A 22,885-nucleotide genomic window follows, 5' to 3' on the forward strand; every position below is an offset into this window, starting at 1 on the left:
TGTGCACGCGCGGGCGCGTGTCGCCGCCGCAAGCGTCCGATGCTCGACGGCGAAGTGATTCGCAGGGACGGCACGGTCCGGATGCAGCCGAAGTAACGACGGCGCGCGCACAAGAAAAACGCCCGCGATGCGGGCGTTCTTTCCGTGTGCGAGCAATGGCGTGCCGGCGCGCTCAATCCTCGCCGTCGCGCTGCATCCGCTGTCGCAATTCGCTGACCTGCGACTCGACGACGGTCGCGTCTTCCGCCTCGGGCCGCTCGCCGAGATACTGCTCGAGATCCTCGAGCGCGGGACGCAGATAGTCGAGCCGCGCATACGCGAAGCCGCGGTCGCGCACCTCGTCGAGCTGCTCGGGCAACAGGATCACGAGCCGCTGCTGCACCGCGAGCAGCCGTTGCCAGCGCTCCGTCTGCAGATAGATCGTCTTCAGGTTGCGCAGCATCCGCGCGATGATCTCGCGGCTCGTCGCCGGCTGCAGCAGCGCGCGCAACGCGCTGTCGACGGCGCCGGCCGCCCGCGCGACGTACGGCTCGAGCATCTCGACCATCTCGGCTTCGGACAGCGAATGGCCGTTGGTCGGATCGATGATCAGGTCGCCGTCCGGCAGCGTCACGCGCAGCAGGAAATGGCCGGGAAACGACACGCCGCGCGCCGGCACGCCGATCTGCTCGGCGAGCTCCAGGTACAGCACCGACAGCGAGATCGGGATCCCGCGCCGCCGTTTCAGCACGGCGTTCAGGTGGCTGTTATCGGGGTCGTAGTAATCGTTGTGATTGCACGCGAAGCCGAGTTCGCGGAAGAAGAAGTCGTTCAGCGCGGCGACGCGGCCCTTCAGGTCCGTATCGTCGGCGAGCCGCCGGCGCAGCCGCGCCGCCAGCATGTCGAGTTCGGCCAGCGTGCCCTGCAGGTCGAGGTCGGGATACGCGTCCTGCGCCAGCGACAGCGCGGCTTCCGTGACGGGCAGACTGTCGTCGTCCGCCACGAGCGTGCTGAAGTAGTCGAGGACGCGGGTCATTGCGGTCGTCACTTGGCGCGCCTTCTGAAGTAAGCGTATTTGAAGCCCATCACCCACAACATACCGAAATATAGTGCAGCAAACAGCACGAGGCACGCCGCCATCAGCGCAATGCGATCGAGCGGCTGCGCGCGCATGCCGGTCCAGTCGAAACTGATCGCGCACCAGTGCATCAGGCCCGCGAGCACGAGCGCCGCGCCGACGAGCTGCACGAAGAAGCGCAGCCAGCCCGGCGACGGCTGGTAGATGCCGCGCCTGCGCAGCCCGAGGAACAGCAGTAGCGAATTCAGGCACGCGCCAACGCCGATGCTCAGCGTGAGGCCCGCGTGGCCGATCAGCGGCACGAACACGTAGTTCGACAGCTGCGTGACGATCAGCACGCCGACCGCGATCTTCACCGGCGTCTTGATGTCCTGTTTCGCATAGAAGCCCGGTGCGAGGATCTTGATCAGGATGATGCCGACGAGCCCGATCCCGTAGGTCGCGAGCGCGCGCGCGACCATCGTGACGGTATGCGCGTCGAACTTGCCGTAGTTGAACAGCGTCGCGGTAAGCGGCGTCGCGAAGAAGAACAGCGCGAGCGCGCTCGGCGCCGCGAGCAGGAACGTGACGCGCAACCCCCAGTCGAGCAGCGCCGAATACTCGTGCGAATCGGCGTCGACGTGCGCCTTCGACAGGCTGGGCAGCAGGATCGTGCCGAGCGCGACGCCGAGCAGCGCGGTCGGGAATTCCATCAGGCGGTCGGCGTAATTGATCCACGACACGGCGCCCTGCCCGAGCCGCGACGCGATGTTGGTGTTGATGATCAGCGACAGTTGCGCGACGGACACCGCGAACGTCGCCGGCACCATTTTCGCGAGCACGCGCTTCACGCCCGGATGACGCAGCGCGCGCAGCGGGTTGACGCCGATCAGCGGCACCATGTCGATCTTCTTCAGGCCCGGCAACTGGACGAGAAACTGCAGCACGCCGCCGACGATGACCGCCCATGCAAGCGCGTAGACCGGCACCCTCAGGTGCGGCGCGACGAACACGGCCGCGGCGATGAACGCGACGTTGAGCAGCACCGGCGCGAACGCGGGCAGCGAGAAGCTCTTGTATGTGTTCAGCACGCCCGACGCGAGCGTGGTCAGCGAAATGAACACGATGTACGGGAACATGATCCGCGTCATCGTGACCGCGAGCGGGAACGCCTGGCCGTCGGCGTGCAGGCCGGACGCGACCGCGAACACGACCCACGACGCGCCGGCGATGCCGACGACCGACAGCACGGCCAGCGCCCACGCGAGCACGGTGGACATCGCGTCGACGAGCGCCTTCGTCGCATCGTGCCCCTGCTGGTTCTTGAACTCGGCGAGGATCGGCACGAACGCCTGCGAGAACGCGCCTTCGGCGGACAGGCGGCGCAGCAGGTTCGGGATACGGAAGGCGACGTAGAACGCGTCGGTGTATTGACTGGCGCCGAACGCACGGGCGATCAGCGTCTCGCGGGCCAGTCCGGTCACGCGCGACAGCAGCGTGAAGCCGCTGACCGTCAGCAGGGCTCGGAATAGATTCATGGGGCGCTTATTATACGGACGTTGCGCGACCCGGCCATGGGCCGATGCCGAAAAGCGCCGCCACCGCCGGCGCCCCGCCCGGCGGGCGTTACGTCGAACTTGCCACTCGCTTGATTTTGTTGCTATAATCGCCGGTTTCTGGGCTCGTACATGCACGGCAACTGCCGTTTTCATGTCCCGGCCTCGGTTAAAATCACCGTTTTTTTATGCGCCCCTGGGCAATCGTTCTCAGGGGACGGATCGAAAAGCAGCGCTTGGCCGTCAGGCTCCAAGCTCTGGAAACAGGACAGGATAAGGAACCGTCATGGCTAACTCCGCACAAGCACGCAAGCGCGCCCGCCAGGCCGCGAAGGCAAACTCGCACAACTCGGCGCTGCGCTCGAAATTCCGTACCGCGATCAAGTCGGTTCGCAAGGCTGTTGAAGCCGGCGACCAGGCAAAGGCTGCCGAGCTGTTCAAGGCTGCCGTGAAGACGATCGACACGATCGCCGACAAGAAGATCGTTCACAAGAACAAGGCCGCTCGCAGCAAGAGCCGCCTGGCCGCAGCCGTCAAGGGCCTGCAGGCAGCAGCGTAACTCCGGTGCGCCCGCTCAGGCGGGCGTTCCTGTTTCCTGCGATCACGAAAAAGCCCGCCTAGGCGGGCTTTTTCGTTGCCTGCCGCCGGCGCATCGTGTGCGGCGGCGGCACTGACTTGCCTGACGGCGAGCGCAGCACGTGCCCTCGCCCATCGGCATCACTCATTTCTTCGTGTTGTAGTCCGGCAGTTCGCACGCCTCGGTCACGACGAGGTTGTTGTCCTTCGCGAAATTCAGCACGAAATCGAAAGCCATCGGCTCGATGTCGCGCAACCGCGAATCGAGGATCACGCATTTGAGGTCGCCGAGCATCGTCGGGCGCACGTACAGCGAATACTTGAGACGCGCATTCGGCCCGCTCGCCCCCGGCCCGAAGCAGGCCATCACACCGGCCAGACGTTCCGACCAGTCGCTCGGGCGAAACTTTTTCCCGTCTTTCGTGATGCCCTGGATGAAAAATTCGGTCGGAGGGGTTTCAGCCATGTGGTTACCCAAGTGACGGCCCGGCGATGTCCAGGCAACGGCGCCTGGATACGCGAACACAAAGCTGGAGGGTCGGCCGCACGCGCCGATCGATATCCCGAAAACGGAGCGTCGATGCGCGCCGCCGGTGGACTGCACAGGATTTGTGCAGCGCACGGCTTGTGTCCGGCAGAGCGCGAAAAGCCTTGCCTGCCGGGCTGGAGAAAACTTTTGAATTATACCGCAGCGCGCCATTGCGCGGCGTCCCGACGCCCGCCTCCCGCACTGCCGGTCGCGCGCGGCAATCCTGCCCCGCGTCGCTCCACGGCTCGTCAAAGCACAGAAAATCCTTTATGCTGCTTTGAGTTATCCACACCCGACGGCGGCGCCGTCCGGCCTCGCTGCCGGGTGAGACCCGCCGTATTTCGTTTCATGACCGCCAAAACCATTCGTCACTACCTGCAGTTCAAGGATTTCTCGCTGGAAGACTACGAGTACGTGCTCGAACGCACGGGTATCCTGAAGCGCAAGTTCAAGAACTACGAGACCTATCACCCGCTGCACGACCGCACGCTCGCGATGATCTTCGAGAAGAGCTCGACGCGCACGCGCCTGTCGTTCGAGGCCGGGATCTTCCAGCTCGGCGGCCACGCCGTCTTCATGAGCACGCGCGACACGCAGCTCGGCCGCGGCGAACCCGTCGAGGATTCCGCGCAGGTCATCTCGCGAATGGTCGACATCATCATGATCCGCACGTTCGAACAGGACGTGATCACGCGCTTCGCGCAGAATTCCCGCGTGCCGGTGATCAACGGGCTGACGAACGAATACCATCCATGTCAGGTGCTCGCCGACATCTTCACGTACTACGAGCACCGCGGCCCGATCGCCGGCAAGACCGTCGCGTGGGTCGGCGACGCGAACAACATGCTGTACACGTGGATCGAGGCGGCGCAGATCCTCGGCTTCAAGCTGCGCCTGTCCACCCCGCCCGGCTATGCGCTCGACATGAAGCTCGTGTCGCCCGACAGCGCGCCCTTCTACGAAGTGTTCGACGATCCGAACGAAGCGTGCAAGGGCGCCGATCTCGTGACGACCGACGTGTGGACGAGCATGGGTTTCGAGGCCGAGAACGAGGCGCGCAAGCAGGCATTCGCCGACTGGTGCGTCGACGAGGAAATGATGGGCCATGCGAATCCGGACGCCCTGTTCATGCACTGCCTGCCCGCGCACCGCGGCGAGGAAGTGACGGCCGGCGTGATCGACGGCCCGCAGAGCGTCGTGTGGGACGAAGCGGAAAACCGCCTGCACGTGCAGAAGGCGCTGATGGAGTTCCTGCTGCTCGGCCGCCTCAAGCACTGACGCGCGGCAACGCACACGCGTAAAAAAGCGCCGGTCGACGATCGGCGCTTTTCGTGTGGGCGCGCCAAAAACCGGCGCGCGCCGTTACAGGCAGACCGGCTCCGCCTCCAGCTCGACACCGAACCGCGCGCGCACGTCAGCCTGGATCGCCCGCGCCAGCGCCAGCACCTCGGCGCCGGTCGCGCCGCCGCGATTGACGAGCACGAGCGCCTGGCGGTCATGGACGGCCGCCGCCCCGAGTGCGCGCCCCTTCCAGCCGCAGCGGTCGATCAGCCAGCCGGCCGCGAGCTTCACCTGCCCGTCCGGTTGCGGATACGACACGACCTCCGGCGCGCGGGCGCGCAGCGCATCGAACTGCGCGGCGTCGATCACCGGATTCTTGAAGAAACTGCCCGCATTGCCGAGCACCAGCGGATCGGGCAGCTTCGCGCGACGGATCGCGACGACCGCATCGAACACGTCGCGCGGCGTCGCCGCATCGGGCGCGATGCCGCGCGCGTCGAGCTCGCGCGTGACGTCCGCATAGCCGAGCCGCGGCGTCCATTGCTTCGGCAGCCGGAACGTCACCGCGACGATCGCGAACCGGCCGCGCCCTTCCCGCTTGAAGAAGCTGTCTCGATAGCCGAACGCGCAGCGCGCGGCGTCGAAGCGCTCGCTACGTCCGGTCGCCAGCTCGACCGCGATCAGCGAATCGAAATACGCCTTCATCTCGAGGCCGTACGCACCGATGTTCTGGATCGGCGCGGCGCCGACGGTGCCCGGGATCAGCGCGAGATTCTCGAGGCCCGGCATCCCGCGCTCGAGCGTCCATGCGACGAACGCATGCCAGTTCTCGCCGCCGCCGGCCTCGACGTACCACGCGTCGTCGTCCTCGCGCACGACGCGGCGGCCGGCGATCTCGTCGAGCAGCACGACGCCGTCGAAATCGCGCGTGAACACGATATTGCTGCCGCCGCCGAGCACGAGCTGCGGCAGGCTCGCGACCCGCGGGTCGCGATGCAGCGCCTCGAACTGCGCCGCTTGCGTGATGCGCGCGGCGAAGCGCGCACGGGCGGCGATGCCGAACGTGTTGTGCGCGGCGAGCGGATGGTCGGGAAGCAGCGACAAGGCGGAATCGTCAGGAGGCATCGGCATTCGCGGTCACGTCGGCCCGGGCGGCGCATGGCTGGCCTTGGGCAAACGGAGGGGCATCGGTAAAATGGCAAATAGTCCGCAATTATAGCGAGTGCCCGCGCGCGAGCCGGGTGCCCGCATCTCAAGGGAGAATGCCATGCCATCGTTCGACGTCGTTTCCGAAGCGAACATGATCGAAGTGAAGAACGCCATCGAGCAGTCGAACAAGGAAATTTCGACGCGCTTCGACTTCAAGGGCTCCGACGCGCGCGTCGAGCAGAAGGAACGCGAGCTGACGCTGTTCGCCGACGACGATTTCAAGCTCGGCCAGGTCAAGGACGTGCTGATCGGCAAGCTGGCCAAGCGCAACGTCGACGTGCGCTTCCTCGACTACGGCAAGGTCGAGAAGATCGGCGGCGACAAGGTCAAGCAGATCGTCACCGTGAAGAAGGGCGTGACGGGCGACCTGGCAAAGAAGATCGTGCGCCTCGTGAAGGACAGCAAGATCAAGGTGCAGGCGAGCATCCAGGGCGACGCGGTGCGCATCTCGGGCACGAAGCGCGACGACCTGCAGAGCACGATCGCGATGCTGCGCAAGGACGTGACCGACACGCCGCTCGACTTCAACAACTTCCGCGACTGACCGGCAACCGCCGCGTCGGGCCATCCGGCCGGGCCCCGCATACGCGGCGCGCCCGGCGCGCGGCCAGCGCCGCGCGTTCTCAGGCCTTCCCGCCGTCCTGCGCGCCGCCGTCCGCGGCCGCCTTCTTCTTGTCGCCGATCCGGCTCTCCTGCCCCGCGAGCAGCTTCGAAATGTTGCCGCGATGACGCCACACGAGCAGCACGCTCATCGCGAGCACGGCCCAGGCGATCGGGTTGTGGCCCGGCATGCCGAACAGGAACACGTCGAACACCGGCGCGAATACGGCCGCCCCCAGCGCGGCGAGCGACGAATAGCGGAAGAAGAACGCGACGATCAGCCAGGTCAGCGCGGTCGCGAGCCCGAGCACCGGGTGCACGGCGAGCAGCACGCCGGCCGCGGTCGCGACGCCCTTGCCGCCCTGGAAGCGGAAGAACACCGGGTACAGGTGGCCGAGGAACACGGCGATCGCGACCCATGCCACCGCGACGTCGGGCAGGCCGAAGCGCCGGGCGAGCCAGACCGCGATCCAGCCCTTGAACGCGTCGCCGACGAGCGTCAGGATCGCGGCCTTCTTGTTGCCGCTGCGCAGCACGTTGGTCGCGCCGGGATTCTTCGATCCGTACGAACGCGGGTCGGCCAGGCCCATCACGGAACTGACGACGACGGCGAACGACACCGAACCGATCAGGTAGGCAACGAGGGCGGCGAGCAGGATCTGCATGCGGAGGACTCTTCTTTCAACGTATCGGGAAAGGGACGGCCGTGCGCGGCGCGCCGGCAGGCCGAAACGGCGCCCATTCTACCGAACGGGCGCGGGGTGCCACGAAGGTGAAACCCTCAGTCGACGCTCGCGCACTGCACGGGCCGCGCGCCGAGCAGCGACGTGAGCACCGCCGGCGCGAGGCTGACGAGGTAGCCGCGCCGGCCGCCGTTCAGGTAGATCGTCGGCAATTCGAGGATCGTCGCCTCGACGTAGACGGGCATCGTCTTGCGCGTGCCGAACGGCGACGTGCCGCCGACGAGATAGCCCGAATGGCGGTTCGCGACCTCGGGCTTGCACGGCTCGACGCGCTTCGCGCCGATCTGCCGCGCGAGATTCTTCGTCGACACGGTGCGGTCGCCGTGCATCAGCACGATCAGCGGCTTCGCGTGCTCGTCTTCCATCACGAGCGTCTTCACGACGCTGTGCTCGTCGACGCCGAGCTGGCGCGCCGATTCGCCGGTGCCGCCGTGCTCGACGTATTCGTACGGATGCTCGCCGAAGGCGACGCCATGGCGGCGCAGCCACTGGGTCGCGGGGGTTTCGGACACGTGTCTGGATTTGCTCATGGCGGCATTTTAATGGCGAACGATCGGCGCGCGCGCGATGGCGTGCCCGCGCCGACGGTATACTCGCGGCCCGTTTTCCGCCGGCCTGCCGCCTCGCCGTCGCACGTATGCCCATCATCGTTGCGAACATCGTGAAGCGCTATTGCCCGATTGGCTGATTGTGGCGCGCGCGCCGTCATGGCACGATCGTTCGCAAATATCGTCGGCGCTCGCCGGCCACTCATCTGGAGACGCCATGTCCTCGCCCATCCGTTCATCCGAATCGCTCGACGTCGATGCGCTGCTCGCCGCGCTGCCGCGCCGCATCGCCGACGTGCCCGCGCACCGGGCCGCGCAGTCTCCCGCGCATCCGGCGCTGATCGAGGATGCGCGCCGGCTGTCGTACGGCGAGCTGGCGCAGGCCGTCGACGCGGCGGCCGCGCGGCTGGCGCGCCTCGGCGTGCAAGGCGGCGACCGCGTGATGATCGTCGCGGAAAACTGCGTCGCGCAGATCGTGCTGCTGTTCGCGGCCGCGCGCCTCGACGCCTGGGCGCTCGTGTCGAACGCGCGGCTGTCGGCCGCCGAGCTCGACGCGATCGCCGCGCACGCGCGTCCGAAGCTGATCGCGTTCACGACCGACGCATCGGCCGACGCACGCGCCCACGCCGAGCGGCTCGGCGCGACGCCCGCCGGCGCGCTGCCGGTCGACATCGGCGCGTGGTCGTATCGCGTCGATGCGGGCGCGCCCGCCGAACCGGTGGCCGCCGACGGCGGGGGGCAATGCGCGGCGCTGATCTATACGACGGGCACGACCGGTACGCCGAAAGGCGTGATGCTGTCGCACCGCAACCTGCTGTTCATCGCGGCGATATCGAGCACGCTGCGCCGCGTGTCGCCGGACGACGTCGTCTACACGGTGCTGCCCGTGTCGCACGTGTACGGGCTCGCGTCGGTGTGCGTCGGCAGCCTGTACGCAGGCGCGACGCTGCGGCTCGCGCCGCGCTTTTCGCCGGAAGCGGTGCGCGTCGCGCTCGCCGACGAAGGCGTGACGATCTTCCAGGGCGTGCCCGCGATGCACGCGAAGCTGCTCGAACACCTGCACACGCACGGCCACGCCTGGCGCGCGCCGCGGCTGCGCTTCGCGTATTCGGGCGGCTCGCCGCTCGATGCGAACCTGAAGGCCCGCGTGGAGCGCCTGTACGGCGTGCCGCTGCACAACGGCTACGGGATGACCGAAAGCAGCCCGACGATCACGCAGACGCCGCTCGACGCGCCGCGCGCGGACAGTTCGGTCGGCGTGCCGATCCCGGGCGTCGACATGCGGATCGTCGCGCCGGACGGCACCGACGTGCCGCGGGGCGAAGTCGGCGAGATCCGCGTGCGCGGGCCGAACGTGATGCTCGGCTACTACCGCGACGCGGACGCGACGCGCGCAGCCGTGTCGCCGGACGGCTGGCTGAGTACCGGGGATCTCGCGCGGCAGGACGCGGACGGCGCGGTGACGATCGCAGGCCGCAGCAAGGAGCTGATCATCCGCTCAGGCTTCAACGTGTATCCGGTCGAGGTCGAACAGGTGCTGAACGCGCATCCGGACGTCGTGCAGGCGGCCGTGATCGGCCGCGCGATCGAAGGCAACGAGGAAGTGCTCGCGTTCGTCGAGCTGCTGCCGGGCGCGGCGGCGGACGAGGCGGCATTGCACGCATGGTGCGCGGATCGGCTCACGGCTTACAAACGCCCCGCGCACATCCGCGTGCTCGATGCGCTGCCGGCCGCGTCGACCGGCAAGGTGCTCAAGCACCGGCTGCGCGAGCTGGTCTGACGCGGCGGGCGCCAGCGGCGCAGCCCGCATCGGCGCCCGCGCCGCGCCGGACGGACGCGTCGCGCGTCAGCCGCGCGGGTGATGCTGCGCGTGCAGCGTCCGGAGCCGCTCGCGCGCGACGTGCGTATAGATCTGCGTGGTCGAGATGTCGCTGTGGCCGAGCAGCAGCTGCACGACGCGCAGGTCGGCGCCGTGGTTCAGCAGGTGCGTCGCGAACGCGTGCCGCAGCGTGTGCGGCGACAGGTGCGCGCGCACGTCGGCCTGCTGTGCGTGGCGCTTGATGATGTTCCAGAACTGCTGACGCGTCATCCCGTCGCCGCGCGCGGTCACGAACAGCGCATCGGCCGCGCGTGCGCCGAGCAGCGCCGGCCGCGCATCGCGCAGGTAGCGTTCGATCCAGCCGTGCGCGACTTCGCCGAACGGCACGAGCCGCTCCTTCGACCCCTTGCCCATCACGCGCACGACGCCTTCGTTGAGGCCGACCTCGACGGTCTTCAGCGTGACGAGCTCACTCACGCGCAGCCCGCTCGCGTACATCAGCTCGAGCATCGTGCGATCGCGCAGGCCGAGCGGCGTGCCGATGTCGGGCGCGCCGAGCAGCGCCTCGACCTGCGCCTCGGACAGCGTCGACGGGAACCGGGCCGCCTGCTTCGCAGACGTGATCCGCAGCGTCGGGTCCGCGCTCGCGCGATGCTCGCGCACGGCCCAGCCGTAATAGCGGCGAAACACCGACAGCCGCCGGTTCGACGACGTCGCCTTGCCGTCGCTGCGCGCGGCGATGTAGCCGGTCACCATCGCCTCGTCGGCCGAGTCGAGCGACGCGTCGTGCGTCGCGGCCAGCCAGTGGGAAAACAGCGCCAGGTCGCGCCGGTACGCATCGAGCGTGTTGCGCGCGAGCCCGTGCTCGAGCCACAGCGCATCACAGAACACGTCGATCGACGTGCGGCTCGCGAGCAGCGCGGGCGATGCCGCGACGGCATCGGTATCGTCGGCGTCGGGGGAAATCATCGGTTCGCTCATTGGTACGGCACGCCCTCGTGCGCCAGCAGCCAGCGCTTCACTCGCTGGTAATAGCCGTTGTCGTCGTGGTTCGCGAACCCGCCGAGGCCGCCCGCCGCGACGACGCGATGGCACGGAATCACGAGCGGGAAGTAGTTCGCGCCGCACGCCTGGCCGACCGCGCGCGGCGCACTGCCGATCCGCTTCGCGACCTGGCCGTAGGTCAGCACCGTCCCGGGCGGGATGTCGCTGATCACGTCCCACACGCGGTGCTGGAATGCGCTGCCGACGTCGGCGAGCGGCAGGTCGAAACGCGCCGATGCGCGCTCGAAATAACGTTCGATCTGCTCGACCGCGCGCTTCGCGAGCGCCGAATCCGGATCGACCGACTTCATCGATTCGGGCAGATAGACGATCTCGCGCACCACCGCGGCATCCGTGCGGATGCCGACCTTGCCGAACGGCGCGTCGATGACTGCGTTGAACATTGCCTTCTCCTGACCGGGATGCGCGCGGCCCTGCCCGCGCGCCGACGACACTTTACGCCGCCTTCACGCCGCTCGCAGCGCCCATTCGACATGCTCGCGCACGACCGGCGACGGATCGTCGGCGCGGGCGCGCAGCGCGGCCACGATCGCGTCGCGCGCCGCCGGCGCGAGCCGGTCCGCGCCGGCGCGCAACGCATTGCCGAGCCCGACCGCGAGATTGCGCAGCCAGCTTTCATAGCCGATGCGCCGGATCGCGCTGCCCTGCATCCGCGTATCGAACGTCTCGCCGTCCCACGCGAACAGCTCGACGAGCGTCGCGCGATCGAGGCCGTGCCGCACGTCGAAATCGGCGACGGGCGCGGCCTGCGCGAACTTGTTCCACGGGCACACGAGCTGGCAGTCGTCGCAGCCGTACACGCGATTGCCGATCATCGGCCGCAGCGGCTCGGGGATGCTGCCTTTCAGTTCGATCGTCAGGTACGAGATACAGCGGCGCGCGTCGACGCGGTACGGCTCGACGATCGCGCCGGTCGGGCACGCGTCGATGCAGCGCGTGCAGCTGCCGCAGTGCGCGCCGGGCGTTTCGGGTGCGCTGTCGGGCGACGTGTGCGCATCGGTCGGCAGCGGCAGGTCGACGTAAATCTCGCCGAGAAAGAACAGCGAGCCGGCATCGCGCTGCAGCAGCAGCGTGTGCTTGCCGCGCCAGCCGACCCCGGCCTTCTGCGCGAGTTCGACTTCGAGCACGGGCGCCGAATCGGTGAACACGCGGTAGCCGAACCCGCCGATCTCGTGCTCGATGCGCTCCGCGAGCGTCTGCAGCCGGTTGCGCAGCACCTTGTGATAGTCGCGGCCGCGTGCATAGATCGACACGACGGCCGCCCGCGGATCGTCGAGCCGCGCCCGTTCGCGCGCGCGCCAGTCGTGCGGCGCGAGCGCGCCGGGCTCGCCGCCGGGCGCGTCGGCCGCGAGCGTTTGGGCCGGCAGGTAGGCGAGCCGCACGGAAATCACGCGTCGCGTACCGGCCACAAGTTCGGCCGGCCGCGCGCGTTTCATCCCATGTTTGGCCATATAATCCATTTCGCCGTGGTATCCGGCTTCCAGCCAGGCGGCGAGGCCCGCTTCGGCATCCGAGAGATCGGTGTCGCTGATGCCGATCGCCCCGAAACCCAATTCGCGCCCCCACGCCCTGATGCGAGCGGCGAGCGCAGTCAACGCCGCATCGTCGAGCGCGCACGGCGCCGCGCCTTCGGCACGAGTCGAAGGCCGGTCGGATGCGGTGCGTTCCGGTAGTCGGTTCATCGCACTATTTTACGAGAATGCCAGCCACGCCCAGCCAACCGCCTCAAGCCATGTTGCCCGCCCCGCTCGCGGAGCGCGTGATCGCGCTCGCCGACGAAGCGGCAACCGAGGCCTTCGGCACCCGCTTCGCGCACGCGCTCGACGCGGCGCGCATCGAGCTCGCCCGCGCCCATGCGTTCGACGGGCTGCAGATCCAGCTGGTCGGCGATCTCGGCGCGGGCAAGACGACCCTCGTGCGCGCGATCCTGCGCGGCCTCGGCCACCCGGGCCGCGTGCGCAGCCCGACCTATACGCTCGTCGAGCCGTACGCGCTCGAGCGCAGCGACGGGGAACTCGAGGTCTATCACTTCGATCTGTATCGATTCAACGATCCGGCCGAATGGTCCGATGCAGGCTTTCGCGAATATTTCAATTCCAGCGCGATCTGCCTCGTCGAATGGCCGCAACAGGCGGGCGCGCTGCTCGGCGTGCCCGATCTGGTTTTCTCGCTCGACGTGGATGGCGACGGCCGTGCCCTCACCGTCCGGGCGTACAGCGCTTCAGGAAAGGCATGTCTCGAAAGATGTTGATCAAACCGTTCCGCTCGATCGAATCGGCGGCCACCGCGACGCACAACTGGCGGCGCCGTCAGATCCTGCGCGCGGGAGCGTCGACGCTGGTGCTCGGTCTCGTCGCGCCGCGGCTCGCGCATGCGTCGTCGGTGCTCGGCGTGCGCGTGTGGCCCGCACGCGATTACACGCGCGTCACGATCGAATCCGACCAGCCGCTGCAGAATAGCCAACAGCTGCTGCAGGGGCCCGACCGTCTGGTCGTCGACCTGAGCGGCCTCGACCTCGACCAGGCGCTGCGCGACCTCGTATCGAAGATCGCGCCGAACGATCCGCAGATCCAGTCGGTGCGCGTCGGCCAGTATCAGCCGCACGTCGTGCGGATGGTGTTCGACCTGAAGGGCTCGGTGAAGCCGCAGGTGTTCACGCTGCCGCCCGTCGGCACCTACAAGTACCGGCTCGTGTTCGACCTGTATCCGGCCGTCGCGCCCGATCCGCTGTCCGACCTGATCGCGCAGACGGAACGCAAGGAACAGGCGCTCAACGACACCGCGCGCGCGCAGCAGATGCAGCCGCCGTCCACGCTGGCCGGCCCGGGCACCCCGCCGCCCGGCGCGGGCGACAACAGCGACGCGTTCTTCCAGCGTTTCGCGCAGAACACGCCGGCCGCGCCGCATACGCCGCCGGCCGCCGGCACGCCGTCGACGCCCGCGAAGCCGGCCGTCAAGCCGCCGCCCGTCATCGCGCGCCGCGACGACAACGACGACGACGGCGACACCTACAAGTTCACCGCGCCGAAATCAGGCAAGGGCGGCACCGTACGCCTGCTGACCGTCGCGATCGATCCGGGCCACGGCGGCGAGGATCCGGGCGCGATCGGCGGCGGCGGCACGTACGAGAAGCACATCGCGCTCGACATCGCGAAGAAGCTGCGCGCGAAGATCGACGCCGCGCCGAACATGCGCGCGATGATGACGCGCGACGCCGACTTCTTCGTGCCGCTGAACGTGCGCGTGCAGAAAGCGCGCCGCGTCGGCGCGGATCTGTTCGTGTCGATCCACGCGGATGCGTTCACGACGCCGTCCGCACGCGGCTCGTCGGTGTTCGCGCTGTCCGACCACGGCGCGACGAGCGCCGCGGCGCGCTGGATGGCGAACAAGGAGAATTCGTCGGACCTGATCGGCGGCATCAACATCAAGACGGCGGACGCGGCGGTGAACCGCGCGCTGTTCGACATGTCGACGACCGCGCAGATCCGCGACTCGCTGCGCTACGGCAACTACGTGCTGAAGGAAGTGGGCGGCATCAACAAGCTGCACAAGGGCTCGGTCGAGCAGGCCGGGTTCGCGGTGCTGAAGGCGCCCGACATTCCGTCGATCCTCGTCGAGACCGCGTTCATCAGCAACCCGGACGAAGAGCGCCGCCTCAACGACGACAGCTATCGCGACGAGATGGCCGACGCGATCTTCCGCGGCATCAAGCGTTATTTCGCCGCGAATCCGCCGCTCGCGAAGAGCCGGATGGCCTGAGCGCCATCACTTCCCTGCCGCCGGCACGCAGCGCGTGCCGGCGCGTCACGACGCCGCGAAGCGGCTCAGCAATTTCCCGCCGAACACGTTCACCGCGAGCCCGCCCATCACGAGCGCGGCGCCGATCAGCTGCGATTGCGTCAGATGCTCGTCGAGCAGCAGCGCCGACGACGCGAGCCCGACGATCGGCACCAGCAGCGAGAATTGCGCGACCTGCGCGGCCGGGTAGCGCGACAGCAGGCGGCTCCACAGCCCGTAGCCGAGCAGCGTCGCGACGAACGCGAGATAGACGACCGCGAAGATCGACGCGCCGTCGAGCCCGGCGAGCGCGGTCGCGATCCGCCGCGGCCCTTCGAACCACAGCGACAGCAGGAAGAACGGCACCGGCGGCACGAGGCTCGCCCACACGACGAGCGACACGAGGTTCGCCTTCCCGACCTTCTTCGTGACGATATTGCCGACGGCCCACATCGCGGCCGAGCAGATCGTCAGCAGGAAGCCCGCGAGCGTCATCGCGCGGCCGCCCTGCGCGGCGATCACGACGAGCCCGCCCGCGGCGATCGCGAGCCCGACCAGGTTCTGCACGCGCAGCCGCTCGCCGAGGAACAGCATCGCGAACACCAGCGTGAAGAACGCCTGCGACTGCAGCACGAGCGACGCGAGGCCGGCCGGCATCCCGACGTACATGCCGGTGAACAGGAACACGAACTGGCCGAGCTGGATCGTCGCGCCGTACAGCACCAGCAGCCGCCACGAAATCTGCGGCCGCCGCACGAAGAACACTGCCGGCACGGCCGCGAGCGTGAAGCGCAGCGCGCCGAGCAGCATCGGCGGCATGCCGTGCAGGCCCACCTTGATCACGACGAAGTTCACGCCCCACGCCAGGATCACGACCAGCGCGAGCAGCAAGTCCTTCGGGGCCATCATCGGCGTCTCCTCGATCGTCGAATTGTCATTGTGAAGCCGGTCAGTCTACCGGCTTTCGCCGCCGCGGCCGATATCCGCGCGGCGCGCATGGAATCGGCGACGCGCGCGGCGGCTGGCGCCACGCCGCGGATGCCGCACGGCGCGTGCCTGCCGCGGCCGTGTCGCGCCGCGCGCATTTCGCGTTTCCCGCGTTCACCGTCACGCGGGCCGTCGCGCCGCCAGTACAATGACCGGCAACCCAGCCGTTCCCCACGAGGCCCGCCATGACCGACTCGATCAAAGCCCTGCTGAAGCCGCACGTGCGCGACATCGGCAACCTGCAGGTGCGCCGCACGCTGCCCGCGCTCGCCGCACGCCTCGTCGGCCCGTTCATCTTCTTCGATCACATGGGGCCCGCCGCGCTGCCGGCCGGCACGGGGCTCGACGTGCGCCCGCATCCGCACATCGGGCTCGCGACGGTCACCTACCTGTTCGACGGCGCGATCCTGCACCGCGACAGCCTCGGCTCGCTGCAGGAAATCGTGCCGGGCGACGTGAACTGGATGACGGCCGGCCGCGGGATCGTCCACTCCGAACGTACGCCCGACGCGCAGCGTGCGAGCGGCCACACCGTACACGGCATCCAGACCTGGGTCGCGCTGCCGAAAACGCACGAGACGACCGAGCCGTCGTTCGAGCATCACCCGGCCGACACGCTGCCCAAGCGCGATGAAAACGGCGTCGCGCTGACGGTGATCGCCGGCGACGCATTCGGGCTGCATTCGCCCGTGACGACGTTCTCGCGCACGCTGTACGTCGCGGCCGAATTCACGGCCGGCGGCCGGCTCGAACTCGATGCGTCGCACGAGGAGCGCGCGGTCTACGTGGTCGACGGCGAGCTCGCGATCGACGGCACGCCGGTGCCGGCCGAACGGATGGCCGTGCTCGCGCCGGGCGCGCCGGGCGCGCCGGTCACGCTGACGAGCGGCAGCGGCGCGCGCGCGATGCTGCTCGGCGGCGACCGGATCGACGGCGAACGCTTCATCGAATGGAATTTCGTCGCGAGCAGCCGGGACGCGATCGAGCGCGCGAAAGCGGCATGGACGCGCCAGGAAATGGGCAAGGTGCCCGGCGAGACCGAGTGGATTCCGCTGCCCGAATCGAAGCCGCGTTGAAAAAGCGGCGCGCCGCCCCCATCCTGACGATATTCGAACGGAAGAGAACGACATGGACACCACGCTTGCCACATTCGAGAGAGACGTCATCGAGGCGTCGCTGGACACGCCCGTGCTGGTCGACTTCTGGGCGCCGTGGTGCGGCCCCTGCAAGACGCTCGGCCCGCTGCTGGAAAAGCTCGAAGCCGATTACGCCGGCCGCTGGAAGCTCGTGAAGGTCAACGTCGACGAGAACCAGGAACTCGCCGCGCACTTCCAGACGCGCAGCATCCCGCACGTGATCGCGTTCGCCGACGGGCGGCCGGTCGACCAGTTCGTCGGCGTGCTGCCCGAAGGGCAGTTGCGCGCGTTCCTCGACCGGCTGCTGCCGGCGGCCGAGGAAGCCGAGCGCCGCGCCGCGCAGTACGCGATGGCCGAACAGCGCTTCGACGATGCGCGCACGCACCTCGAAGCGGCGCTCGCGCTGAACCCCGGCTACGATGACGCGCGCCTCGACCTGATCGAGCTGCTGCTCGCGCGCAACGAGGTCGACGCCGCGCGCGCGGAAACCGAGCGCCTGTCGCCGCAAACCGTGCAGAACGGCGACCCGCGCTACCAGGCGATCAAGACCCGTTTCGACGCGCTCGACGCCACGGCCGACCTGCCGCCGACCGACGCGCTCGAAGCACGCATCGCGGCGAACCCGGGCGATCTCGACGCGCGCTTCGACCTCGCGCAGAGCCTGATCGCGCGGCGCGCGTACGAAGGGGCGCTGGAACAGCTGCTGGAAATCGTGACGCGCGATCGCGCATACGGCGACGACCTCGGCCGCCGCACGATGATCTCGGTGTTCGAACTGGCCGGCGATCGCCCGGACCTCGTCGCCGCGTGGCGACGCAAGCTGAGCATGGCGCTCAACTGATGCACGAGAGGCCGGGCCACGACAGGCCGGGCCGCAACGGCGCCCGGCCAACTCGCTTTAACTTGCCGACTCGCGCGCGGCGCACCGGCCGCGCCGCAACATTCTCATTCGCGACCCGCGCTCAGCCGGCCGCCTGTGCCGCGATCGCCCGCAGCGCATGCGCGGCAGCCGCGAAGCCGAAGCTCGCGGTCACGCACACGCTCGAACCGAAGCCCGCACAGTTGAGCCCCGCGACGTGCGCGGCCGCGGACGGCTCCGCGCCGTCCTCGATGTCGCAGGCCGCCGCTTCCGGATAGATCAACGGCTCGTCCGAATACACGGCGCTGACCTTGAAGCGCGCCTTCGGCCCGCGCGGAAAACCGTGCTGCTTGCGCAACTGCGCGCGCACCTTCGACAGGAGCGGATCCTGGATCGTCAGCGCGAGATCGTCGATGCGGATGCGCGTCGGGTCGAGCTGCCCGCCCGCGCCGCCGACGACGATCAACGGCTGCCGTTTCGCGACGCACCATGCGATCAGCGCGACCTTCGTGCGCACGCTGTCGATCGCATCGATCACGTAGTCGAAGCCGCCGCCGAGCAGCGCGTCGAAGTTGTCGGGCTCGACGAAATCCTCGATCCGGTTCACGCGGCATGCGGGATCGATCAGCGCGATCCGCTCGGCCATCGCGTCGACCTTCGGCTTGCCGTAATTCCCGTCGAGCGCATGGACCTGCCGGTTCGTGTTGCTTTCCGCGACGTTGTCGAGATCGATCAGCGTCAGCGTGCCAACCGCGTTGCGCGCGAGCGCCTCGGCCGCCCACGACCCGACGCCGCCGATCCCGATCACGGCGACGTGCGCCCGCTCGAACGCGGCCGCCGCCGGCGCGCCGTACAGGCGCGCGACGCCGCCGAAACGCCGGGCGCGATCCACGTCAAGCTGGATTTCCGGGGTCGGGGTAAGATCGGATGAACGGGGCGGGGCAGCGTCGGCGGAGGACATGGCAGCAAGGAAAACGTAAGTCGTGCAGCCCTCTATTTTGCCTGAACTCCCCGCTCCCCCGCCCCACTGTGCACGCACGATTCTCGCGCGTTCGCTATACTGGCCCCAGATTGAAGCGTTTGCATAACATGACGACTCTCGCCGATCTCCGCATCAACTATTCGCGTGCCTCGCTCGACGAAGCCGATGCCGCCCCCGACCCGTTCGCCCAGTTCGATCGCTGGTTCAAGGAGGCGCTCGCCGCCAAGCTGCCCGAGCCGAACACGATGACGCTCGCGACCGTCGGCGCCGACGGCCGGCCGTCGGCCCGAATCGTGCTCATCAAGGGCGTCGACGAACGCGGGTTCGTCTTCTTCACCAATTACGAAAGCCGCAAGGGTCACGATCTCGCCGTGCATCCGCAAGCCGCGCTGCTGTTCTACTGGATCGAGCTCGAGCGCCAGGTGCGCATCGAGGGCCGGATCGAGAAAACCAGCGCGGAAGAAAGCGACCGCTATTTCGCGTCGCGCCCGCTCGGCTCGCGCATCGGCGCATGGGCGTCGGACCAGAGCACCGTGATCGACAGCCGCGCGACGCTCGAAGCGCGCGAACAGGCCGTCAGCGAACGCTACGGCGACAACCCGCCGCGCCCGCCGCACTGGGGCGGCTACCGCCTCGTGCCCGACGCGATCGAATTCTGGCAGGGGCGCCCGTCGCGGCTGCACGACCGCCTGCTCTATACGCGCGACGCCACGGCGGCGCCGGGCTGGACGATCTCGCGCCTGTCGCCGTAAGCGCGGCGCCGGCGTGCGCCGGTCGTGTCTCGTTGTTGCATCCGGGTGCCTGCGCCGCAAGCGGTGGGCGCCGGTCAAGATACTTGGCTGTATTCGATTCAACGAACAAACGGAGAATCCAAATGTTCTGGGAAAAGAAGCTGGCACAGTGGGCGGATGAAGTACGGGCAAAGGCGAACATACCGGCGCGACTGGTGCTGTGGAACGGCGATCAACTCGATTTCGGCACCTTCAGCGCACCGCAGGTCACGCTGAAGGTAAACAGCGCATCGGCGTTGCCGCTGCTGCTCGAACCGAGCCTCGACAATCTCGGCGAGGCGTACGTGAAGGGCAAGATCGACATCGAAGGCAAGCTGTCGGACATCATCAACATCGGCTACTCGCTCGCGCGCAGCACCGTGACGAGCGCGAGCAAGCTGGCACGCGTGAAGCGCTACTTCAATCACACGAAGAGCACCGACAAGAAGGCGATCCAGTACCACTACGACGTGTCGAACGAGTTCTACCGGCTGTGGCTCGACGAGAACATGGTGTACTCGTGCGCGTACTTCGAGAATGGCGACGAGGATCTCGCCACCGCGCAGATCAAGAAGATCGACCACATCCTGACGAAGATCCAGCTGCAGCCCGGCCAGCGCCTGCTCGACATCGGCTGCGGCTGGGGCGCGCTCGTGCTGCGCGCCGCGCAGAAGTTCGGCGCGACGTGCCTCGGCGTGACGCTGTCGCAGAACCAGTTCGACCTCGCGACCGCGCGCGTGAAGGCGGCAGGCCTCGAAGACAAGATCGAGATTCGTCTGCAGGATTACCGCGAGATCGAAGGCCAGTTCGACCGGATCACGAGCGTCGGGATGTTCGAGCACGTCGGCCGCAAGAACCTGCCGCTCTACTTCTCGCGCGTGCGTGAGCTGCTCGCCGACGACGGCATCGCGATGAATCACGGGATCACGTCGACCGACGCGGAAAGCGGCGAAACCGCGCTCGGCGGCGGCGAATTCATCGATCGCTACGTGTTCCCGGACGGCGAGCTGCCGCACATCAGCCTCGCGCTCGAAGCAGCGCAGCGCGGCGGACTCGAGGCGGTTGACGTCGAAAGCCTGCGCCGGCACTATGCGCGCACGCTCGATATCTGGACGGAAAACTTCGAAGCGAAAGCCGAGGAAGCGAGAAAGCTCGTCGACGACGAAAAATTCCGCATCTGGCGCGTCTATCTCGCCGGTTGCGCGTATGCGTTCGAGCACGACGACGTGTCGATCTTCCAGATCGTGTGCCGCAAGGCCGGACGCAGCGCGAAAACGCTGCCGTGGTCGCGGCGCTACATGTACGAACACGCGCTGCCGCGCTAGGCGGCGCCTCACGCAGGGCATGCATGGGTGACGGCAGGACGCGGCGCAAGGCGCCGCCGCAACGACAGCCGCGCGACGACGCCAACGAGTCGCACGCCGACGGGCAATTCGACCTGTTCGGCGTGCCGACGGATGCCGCACGCGCGTCGCCGGCCCATGACGATCGCTCCGCCAGCCCCGATGAGCCCGTGACGCCGCACGCGCGGGAAGACGCGCGACCGACGCGGCCCGCCCGCACGACTTCCCGCCCCGCCGCCGATGACGACGAGCCCGCCCCGTCATCGGGCCTGCTGTGGGACGAACCGTCCCCGCCCGCTGCCGCGCCGAAGAAAGGCCGCCGCAAGCGCGGCGTACTGCCCGCGCCGATCTCGGCGGACGTGGCCGACGCCGCGGCAGGCCTCCCGCCGAACGTGCGGCTCGGCACGTCGTCGTGGTATTTCCCCGGCTGGAACGGCATCGTCTACGACGGCGATTTCGCGCAGACCAAGCTGTCACGCGAAGGGCTCGAAGCGTACGGCGCGCATCCGCTGCTGAAGAGCGTGAGCCTCGACCGGTCGTTCTACGGGCCGCTGTCGGTGGCCGATTACCTGCGCTACGCGCAGCAGGTGCCCGACGATTTCCGTTTCGTCGTGAAGGCGCCGGCCGCGGTGACCGACGCGGTGATCCGCGGCCGGCGCGGCGAGCCGTCCGGGCCGAACCCGACCTTCCTCGATGCTCGGCTCGCGACCCGCGAATTCGTCCAGCCGTGTCTCGACGGGCTCGGCCGGAAAGCCGGCGTGCTCGTGTTCCAGTTCTCGCCGCTGCCCGACCAGCTGCTCGCGGCGCCGGCCGCGCTGATCGACCGGCTCGCCGCGTTCTTCGCAGCGCTGCCGCCGCTGCCGCCGGACGCCGACGGCACGCGCTACGCGATCGAGATCCGCGACGCGAGCCTGCTCACGCCCCGCTTCATCCGCGCGCTGGCCGCGCTCGGCGTGCGCTACTGCGTCGGCCTGCACGCGCGGATGCCCGATCCGCTGCGCCAGGCCGCCGCGCTCGCACTGCTCGACGGCGACGCGCCGGGCCCGCTGTTCGTGCGCTGGAGCCTGCACGGCGGCTTCAAGTACGAGCAGGCGAAGGCGAAATACGAGCCGTTCGACAAGCTCGTCGACGAGGATCCGGCCACGCGCTCGGCGCTCGCCGAACTGGCCGCGCGCTATGCGCTGGCCGGGCAGCCGGTGATCATCACGATCAACAACAAGGCGGAAGGCTCCGCGCCGCTGTCGTGCATCGCGCTCGCACGCGAAATCGCCGCCGCGTGCGCGCAGTGGCGCAACGAGGCGGCGTGACGCCGGCTTCCGCCGGCGTCGTTCAGGCGCCGCGCAGCGACTTCAGCCGGTGCGAGAACTTCTGCCGGAATTTCGCGAGCTTCGGCCCGATCACGACCGAGCAATAGCCCTGCCCCGGGTTCCGCGCGTAATAGTTCTGATGGTAGTCCTCGGCCGGCCAGTAGTTGCCGTCGAGCGGCACGACCTGCGTGACGATCGGCTGCCCGAACACCTGTTCGCGCTCGAGCTCGCGGATCACGTCGAGCGCCGTGTCGCGCTGCGCATCCGAATGCGTGAACACGACCGACCGGTACTGCGTGCCGACGTCGTTGCCCTGCCGGTTCAGCGTGGTCGGATCGTGCGTCGCGAAGAAGATCTCGAGGATCTCGCGATAGCCGATGCGCGCCGGATCGAACGTCACGTTGACGACTTCCGCGTGACCCGTGTCGCCTTCGCAGATGTCGCGATAGCCAGGGTTGCGCGTATGGCCGCCCGCGTAACCCGACTGGACGGCCGTCACGCCGTCGACGTCGAGAAACACGGCCTCCGTGCACCAGAAACATCCGCCTCCGAGCGTCGCGGTTTCAAGCATCTCGTTCCCCATGAAATCAGTCCCTCGTTGATGACGGCAGCGGCACGCCCGTGCCGGCTGCCACCGTTCCATCCCGCCGCCGCGCGCCCGTGATACGGGACACCGTGGCGCTCCGGCAAGTATCTCACTCGCGCGCGAACCTGGCAGATTGCGCAGGCGCCGCGCCCGACTCACCTGCACGATTCTCGTCT

23 protein-coding genes are annotated in these 22,885 nt (G+C 68.4%); 11 read left to right on the top strand and 12 right to left on the bottom strand.

Annotated features, from left to right (window positions below; genetic code table 11):
- Positions 1-172 precede the first annotated feature (172 nt).
- Both CFB49_RS13950 and murJ read right to left on the bottom strand, forming a co-directional pair.
- A complete protein-coding gene (locus tag CFB49_RS13950; protein ID WP_011546044.1) occupies positions 173-1,015 on the bottom strand; it encodes a SirB1 family protein in 843 nt (280 codons plus the stop codon).
- Between the two features lie 8 nt (positions 1,016-1,023).
- Positions 1,024-2,574 (bottom strand): murein biosynthesis integral membrane protein MurJ, encoded by a 1,551-nt coding sequence (gene murJ, locus CFB49_RS13955; protein ID WP_089435523.1) that lies wholly within the window; start codon positions 2,572-2,574, stop codon positions 1,024-1,026.
- A gap of 304 nt (positions 2,575-2,878) precedes the next feature.
- Here murJ and rpsT point away from each other — a divergent pair, with 304 nt between their 5' ends.
- Entirely contained in the window at positions 2,879-3,151 is a 273-nt protein-coding gene (gene rpsT, locus CFB49_RS13960) for a 30S ribosomal protein S20 (protein ID WP_006482211.1), read from the top strand.
- Between the two features lie 162 nt (positions 3,152-3,313).
- On the opposite strand, the gene CFB49_RS13965 is transcribed toward rpsT, so the two are convergent.
- A complete protein-coding gene (locus CFB49_RS13965) occupies positions 3,314-3,634 on the bottom strand; it encodes a DUF3579 domain-containing protein (protein ID WP_011546046.1) in 321 nt (106 codons plus the stop codon).
- A gap of 411 nt (positions 3,635-4,045) precedes the next feature.
- Between CFB49_RS13965 and argF the strand changes: the two genes are divergently transcribed.
- Positions 4,046-4,975 carry an ornithine carbamoyltransferase gene (gene argF, locus CFB49_RS13975; protein WP_006482207.1) on the top strand — a complete coding sequence of 310 codons (930 nt, stop codon included), beginning with the start codon at positions 4,046-4,048 and terminating at the stop codon, positions 4,973-4,975.
- Between the two features lie 84 nt (positions 4,976-5,059).
- On the opposite strand, the gene murB is transcribed toward argF, so the two are convergent.
- Positions 5,060-6,109, bottom strand: a complete 1,050-nt coding sequence (gene murB, locus CFB49_RS13980) for a UDP-N-acetylmuramate dehydrogenase (protein ID WP_089435524.1) — start codon at positions 6,107-6,109, stop codon at positions 5,060-5,062.
- 136 nt (positions 6,110-6,245) lie between these two features.
- On the opposite strand from murB, the gene CFB49_RS13985 reads away from it, so the two are divergent.
- Positions 6,246-6,731: a YajQ family cyclic di-GMP-binding protein gene (locus CFB49_RS13985; protein WP_006482217.1), complete on the top strand. Its 486-nt coding sequence runs from the start codon at positions 6,246-6,248 to the stop codon at positions 6,729-6,731.
- 79 nt (positions 6,732-6,810) lie between these two features.
- On the opposite strand, the gene plsY is transcribed toward CFB49_RS13985, so the two are convergent.
- The gene (gene plsY / locus CFB49_RS13990) at positions 6,811-7,452 is read right to left on the bottom strand and encodes a glycerol-3-phosphate 1-O-acyltransferase PlsY (protein ID WP_089491599.1); all 642 of its coding nucleotides are present in this window, start codon (positions 7,450-7,452) and stop codon (positions 6,811-6,813) included.
- A 116-nt stretch (positions 7,453-7,568) separates the two neighbouring features.
- Positions 7,569-8,060, bottom strand: coding sequence for a Cys-tRNA(Pro) deacylase (gene ybaK / locus CFB49_RS13995; protein ID WP_069621269.1), 492 nt, complete (start codon positions 8,058-8,060; stop codon positions 7,569-7,571).
- Positions 8,061-8,295: 235 nt separating this feature from the next.
- On the opposite strand from ybaK, the gene CFB49_RS14000 reads away from it, so the two are divergent.
- Entirely contained in the window at positions 8,296-9,858 is a 1,563-nt protein-coding gene (locus CFB49_RS14000; protein ID WP_089491600.1) for a class I adenylate-forming enzyme family protein, read from the top strand.
- A 66-nt stretch (positions 9,859-9,924) separates the two neighbouring features.
- Here CFB49_RS14000 and xerD read toward each other — a convergent pair whose 3' ends face one another.
- The 3 genes from xerD to queG all read right to left on the bottom strand — a co-directional run bounded on the left by xerD (position 9,925) and on the right by queG (position 12,644).
- Positions 9,925-10,878, bottom strand: a complete 954-nt coding sequence (gene xerD / locus CFB49_RS14005) for a site-specific tyrosine recombinase XerD (protein ID WP_089491601.1) — start codon at positions 10,876-10,878, stop codon at positions 9,925-9,927.
- Complete coding sequence (locus CFB49_RS14010; protein WP_069621266.1) at positions 10,875-11,345, bottom strand: methylated-DNA--[protein]-cysteine S-methyltransferase; 471 nt, start codon at positions 11,343-11,345, stop codon at positions 10,875-10,877. The genes xerD and CFB49_RS14010 overlap by 4 nt, the downstream gene beginning before the upstream one ends.
- A 63-nt stretch (positions 11,346-11,408) precedes the next feature.
- Entirely contained in the window at positions 11,409-12,644 is a 1,236-nt protein-coding gene (queG, locus tag CFB49_RS14015; RefSeq protein ID WP_089491602.1) for a tRNA epoxyqueuosine(34) reductase QueG, read from the bottom strand.
- Positions 12,645-12,661: 17 nt separating this feature from the next.
- On the opposite strand from queG, the gene tsaE reads away from it, so the two are divergent.
- A complete protein-coding gene (tsaE, locus tag CFB49_RS14020; RefSeq protein WP_069621264.1) occupies positions 12,662-13,213 on the top strand; it encodes a tRNA (adenosine(37)-N6)-threonylcarbamoyltransferase complex ATPase subunit type 1 TsaE in 552 nt (183 codons plus the stop codon).
- Positions 13,195-14,721, top strand: a complete 1,527-nt coding sequence (locus CFB49_RS14025; RefSeq protein ID WP_089491603.1) for an N-acetylmuramoyl-L-alanine amidase — start codon at positions 13,195-13,197, stop codon at positions 14,719-14,721. Before tsaE ends, CFB49_RS14025 begins: the two co-directional genes overlap by 19 nt.
- Before the next feature lie 45 nt (positions 14,722-14,766).
- Here the strand turns inward: CFB49_RS14025 and CFB49_RS14030 are convergent, their stop codons facing one another.
- Complete coding sequence (locus CFB49_RS14030; RefSeq protein WP_175977498.1) at positions 14,767-15,645, bottom strand: EamA family transporter; 879 nt, start codon at positions 15,643-15,645, stop codon at positions 14,767-14,769.
- 266 nt (positions 15,646-15,911) lie between these two features.
- Here CFB49_RS14030 and CFB49_RS14040 point away from each other — a divergent pair, with 266 nt between their 5' ends.
- Both CFB49_RS14040 and trxA read left to right on the top strand, forming a co-directional pair.
- A complete protein-coding gene (locus CFB49_RS14040) occupies positions 15,912-16,802 on the top strand; it encodes a pirin family protein (RefSeq protein ID WP_089491604.1) in 891 nt (296 codons plus the stop codon).
- A 52-nt stretch (positions 16,803-16,854) separates the two neighbouring features.
- Complete coding sequence (gene trxA / locus CFB49_RS14045; protein ID WP_069621832.1) at positions 16,855-17,703, top strand: thioredoxin; 849 nt, start codon at positions 16,855-16,857, stop codon at positions 17,701-17,703.
- 121 nt (positions 17,704-17,824) lie between these two features.
- Here the strand turns inward: trxA and tcdA are convergent, their stop codons facing one another.
- Entirely contained in the window at positions 17,825-18,682 is an 858-nt protein-coding gene (gene tcdA, locus CFB49_RS14050) for a tRNA cyclic N6-threonylcarbamoyladenosine(37) synthase TcdA (protein WP_089435532.1), read from the bottom strand.
- 128 nt (positions 18,683-18,810) lie between these two features.
- On the opposite strand from tcdA, the gene pdxH reads away from it, so the two are divergent.
- The 3 genes from pdxH (at position 18,811) to CFB49_RS14065 (ending at position 22,123) form a co-directional block, all read left to right on the top strand.
- Positions 18,811-19,455, top strand: a complete 645-nt coding sequence (pdxH, locus tag CFB49_RS14055) for a pyridoxamine 5'-phosphate oxidase (protein WP_089435533.1) — start codon at positions 18,811-18,813, stop codon at positions 19,453-19,455.
- A 122-nt stretch (positions 19,456-19,577) separates the two neighbouring features.
- Complete coding sequence (locus CFB49_RS14060; RefSeq protein ID WP_069616894.1) at positions 19,578-20,798, top strand: SAM-dependent methyltransferase; 1,221 nt, start codon at positions 19,578-19,580, stop codon at positions 20,796-20,798.
- Between the two features lie 23 nt (positions 20,799-20,821).
- On the top strand, positions 20,822-22,123 hold the full coding sequence (locus CFB49_RS14065; protein WP_089491605.1) for a DUF72 domain-containing protein: 1,302 nt from the start codon (positions 20,822-20,824) through the stop codon (positions 22,121-22,123).
- A gap of 22 nt (positions 22,124-22,145) precedes the next feature.
- Here CFB49_RS14065 and msrA read toward each other — a convergent pair whose 3' ends face one another.
- Positions 22,146-22,706 carry a peptide-methionine (S)-S-oxide reductase MsrA gene (gene msrA, locus CFB49_RS14070; RefSeq protein ID WP_050017027.1) on the bottom strand — a complete coding sequence of 187 codons (561 nt, stop codon included), beginning with the start codon at positions 22,704-22,706 and terminating at the stop codon, positions 22,146-22,148.
- Positions 22,707-22,885: the final 179 nt, after the last annotated feature.

The organism is Burkholderia sp. AU17457 (assembly GCF_002223255.1).
Taxonomy (GTDB): domain Bacteria; phylum Pseudomonadota; class Gammaproteobacteria; order Burkholderiales; family Burkholderiaceae; genus Burkholderia; species Burkholderia sola.

Excerpts from the sequence above, each read along its gene's own strand:
- msrA (WP_050017027.1), bottom strand. The coding sequence starts at position 22,706 with ATGGGGAACGAGATGCTTGAAACCGCGACGCTCGGAGGCGGATGTTTC.
- CFB49_RS14060 (WP_069616894.1), top strand. The coding sequence starts at position 19,578 with ATGTTCTGGGAAAAGAAGCTGGCACAGTGGGCGGATGAAGTACGGGCA.
- CFB49_RS14040 (WP_089491604.1), top strand. The coding sequence starts at position 15,912 with ATGACCGACTCGATCAAAGCCCTGCTGAAGCCGCACGTGCGCGACATC.
- murJ (WP_089435523.1), bottom strand. The coding sequence starts at position 2,574 with ATGAATCTATTCCGAGCCCTGCTGACGGTCAGCGGCTTCACGCTGCTG.
- tcdA (WP_089435532.1), bottom strand. The coding sequence starts at position 18,682 with ATGTCCTCCGCCGACGCTGCCCCGCCCCGTTCATCCGATCTTACCCCG.
- CFB49_RS13950 (WP_011546044.1), bottom strand. The coding sequence starts at position 1,015 with ATGACCCGCGTCCTCGACTACTTCAGCACGCTCGTGGCGGACGACGAC.
- CFB49_RS14025 (WP_089491603.1), top strand. The coding sequence starts at position 13,195 with ATGTCTCGAAAGATGTTGATCAAACCGTTCCGCTCGATCGAATCGGCG.
- CFB49_RS13985 (WP_006482217.1), top strand. The coding sequence starts at position 6,246 with ATGCCATCGTTCGACGTCGTTTCCGAAGCGAACATGATCGAAGTGAAG.
- murB (WP_089435524.1), bottom strand. The coding sequence starts at position 6,109 with ATGCCGATGCCTCCTGACGATTCCGCCTTGTCGCTGCTTCCCGACCAT.
- plsY (WP_089491599.1), bottom strand. The coding sequence starts at position 7,452 with ATGCAGATCCTGCTCGCCGCCCTCGTTGCCTACCTGATCGGTTCGGTG.
- queG (WP_089491602.1), bottom strand. The coding sequence starts at position 12,644 with ATGAACCGACTACCGGAACGCACCGCATCCGACCGGCCTTCGACTCGT.
- CFB49_RS13965 (WP_011546046.1), bottom strand. The coding sequence starts at position 3,634 with ATGGCTGAAACCCCTCCGACCGAATTTTTCATCCAGGGCATCACGAAA.
- pdxH (WP_089435533.1), top strand. The coding sequence starts at position 18,811 with ATGACGACTCTCGCCGATCTCCGCATCAACTATTCGCGTGCCTCGCTC.
- CFB49_RS14065 (WP_089491605.1), top strand. The coding sequence starts at position 20,822 with ATGGGTGACGGCAGGACGCGGCGCAAGGCGCCGCCGCAACGACAGCCG.
- rpsT (WP_006482211.1), top strand. The coding sequence starts at position 2,879 with ATGGCTAACTCCGCACAAGCACGCAAGCGCGCCCGCCAGGCCGCGAAG.
- tsaE (WP_069621264.1), top strand. The coding sequence starts at position 12,662 with ATGCCAGCCACGCCCAGCCAACCGCCTCAAGCCATGTTGCCCGCCCCG.
- ybaK (WP_069621269.1), bottom strand. The coding sequence starts at position 8,060 with ATGAGCAAATCCAGACACGTGTCCGAAACCCCCGCGACCCAGTGGCTG.
- argF (WP_006482207.1), top strand. The coding sequence starts at position 4,046 with ATGACCGCCAAAACCATTCGTCACTACCTGCAGTTCAAGGATTTCTCG.
- CFB49_RS14010 (WP_069621266.1), bottom strand. The coding sequence starts at position 11,345 with ATGTTCAACGCAGTCATCGACGCGCCGTTCGGCAAGGTCGGCATCCGC.
- trxA (WP_069621832.1), top strand. The coding sequence starts at position 16,855 with ATGGACACCACGCTTGCCACATTCGAGAGAGACGTCATCGAGGCGTCG.
- xerD (WP_089491601.1), bottom strand. The coding sequence starts at position 10,878 with ATGAGCGAACCGATGATTTCCCCCGACGCCGACGATACCGATGCCGTC.
- CFB49_RS14030 (WP_175977498.1), bottom strand. The coding sequence starts at position 15,645 with ATGGCCCCGAAGGACTTGCTGCTCGCGCTGGTCGTGATCCTGGCGTGG.
- CFB49_RS14000 (WP_089491600.1), top strand. The coding sequence starts at position 8,296 with ATGTCCTCGCCCATCCGTTCATCCGAATCGCTCGACGTCGATGCGCTG.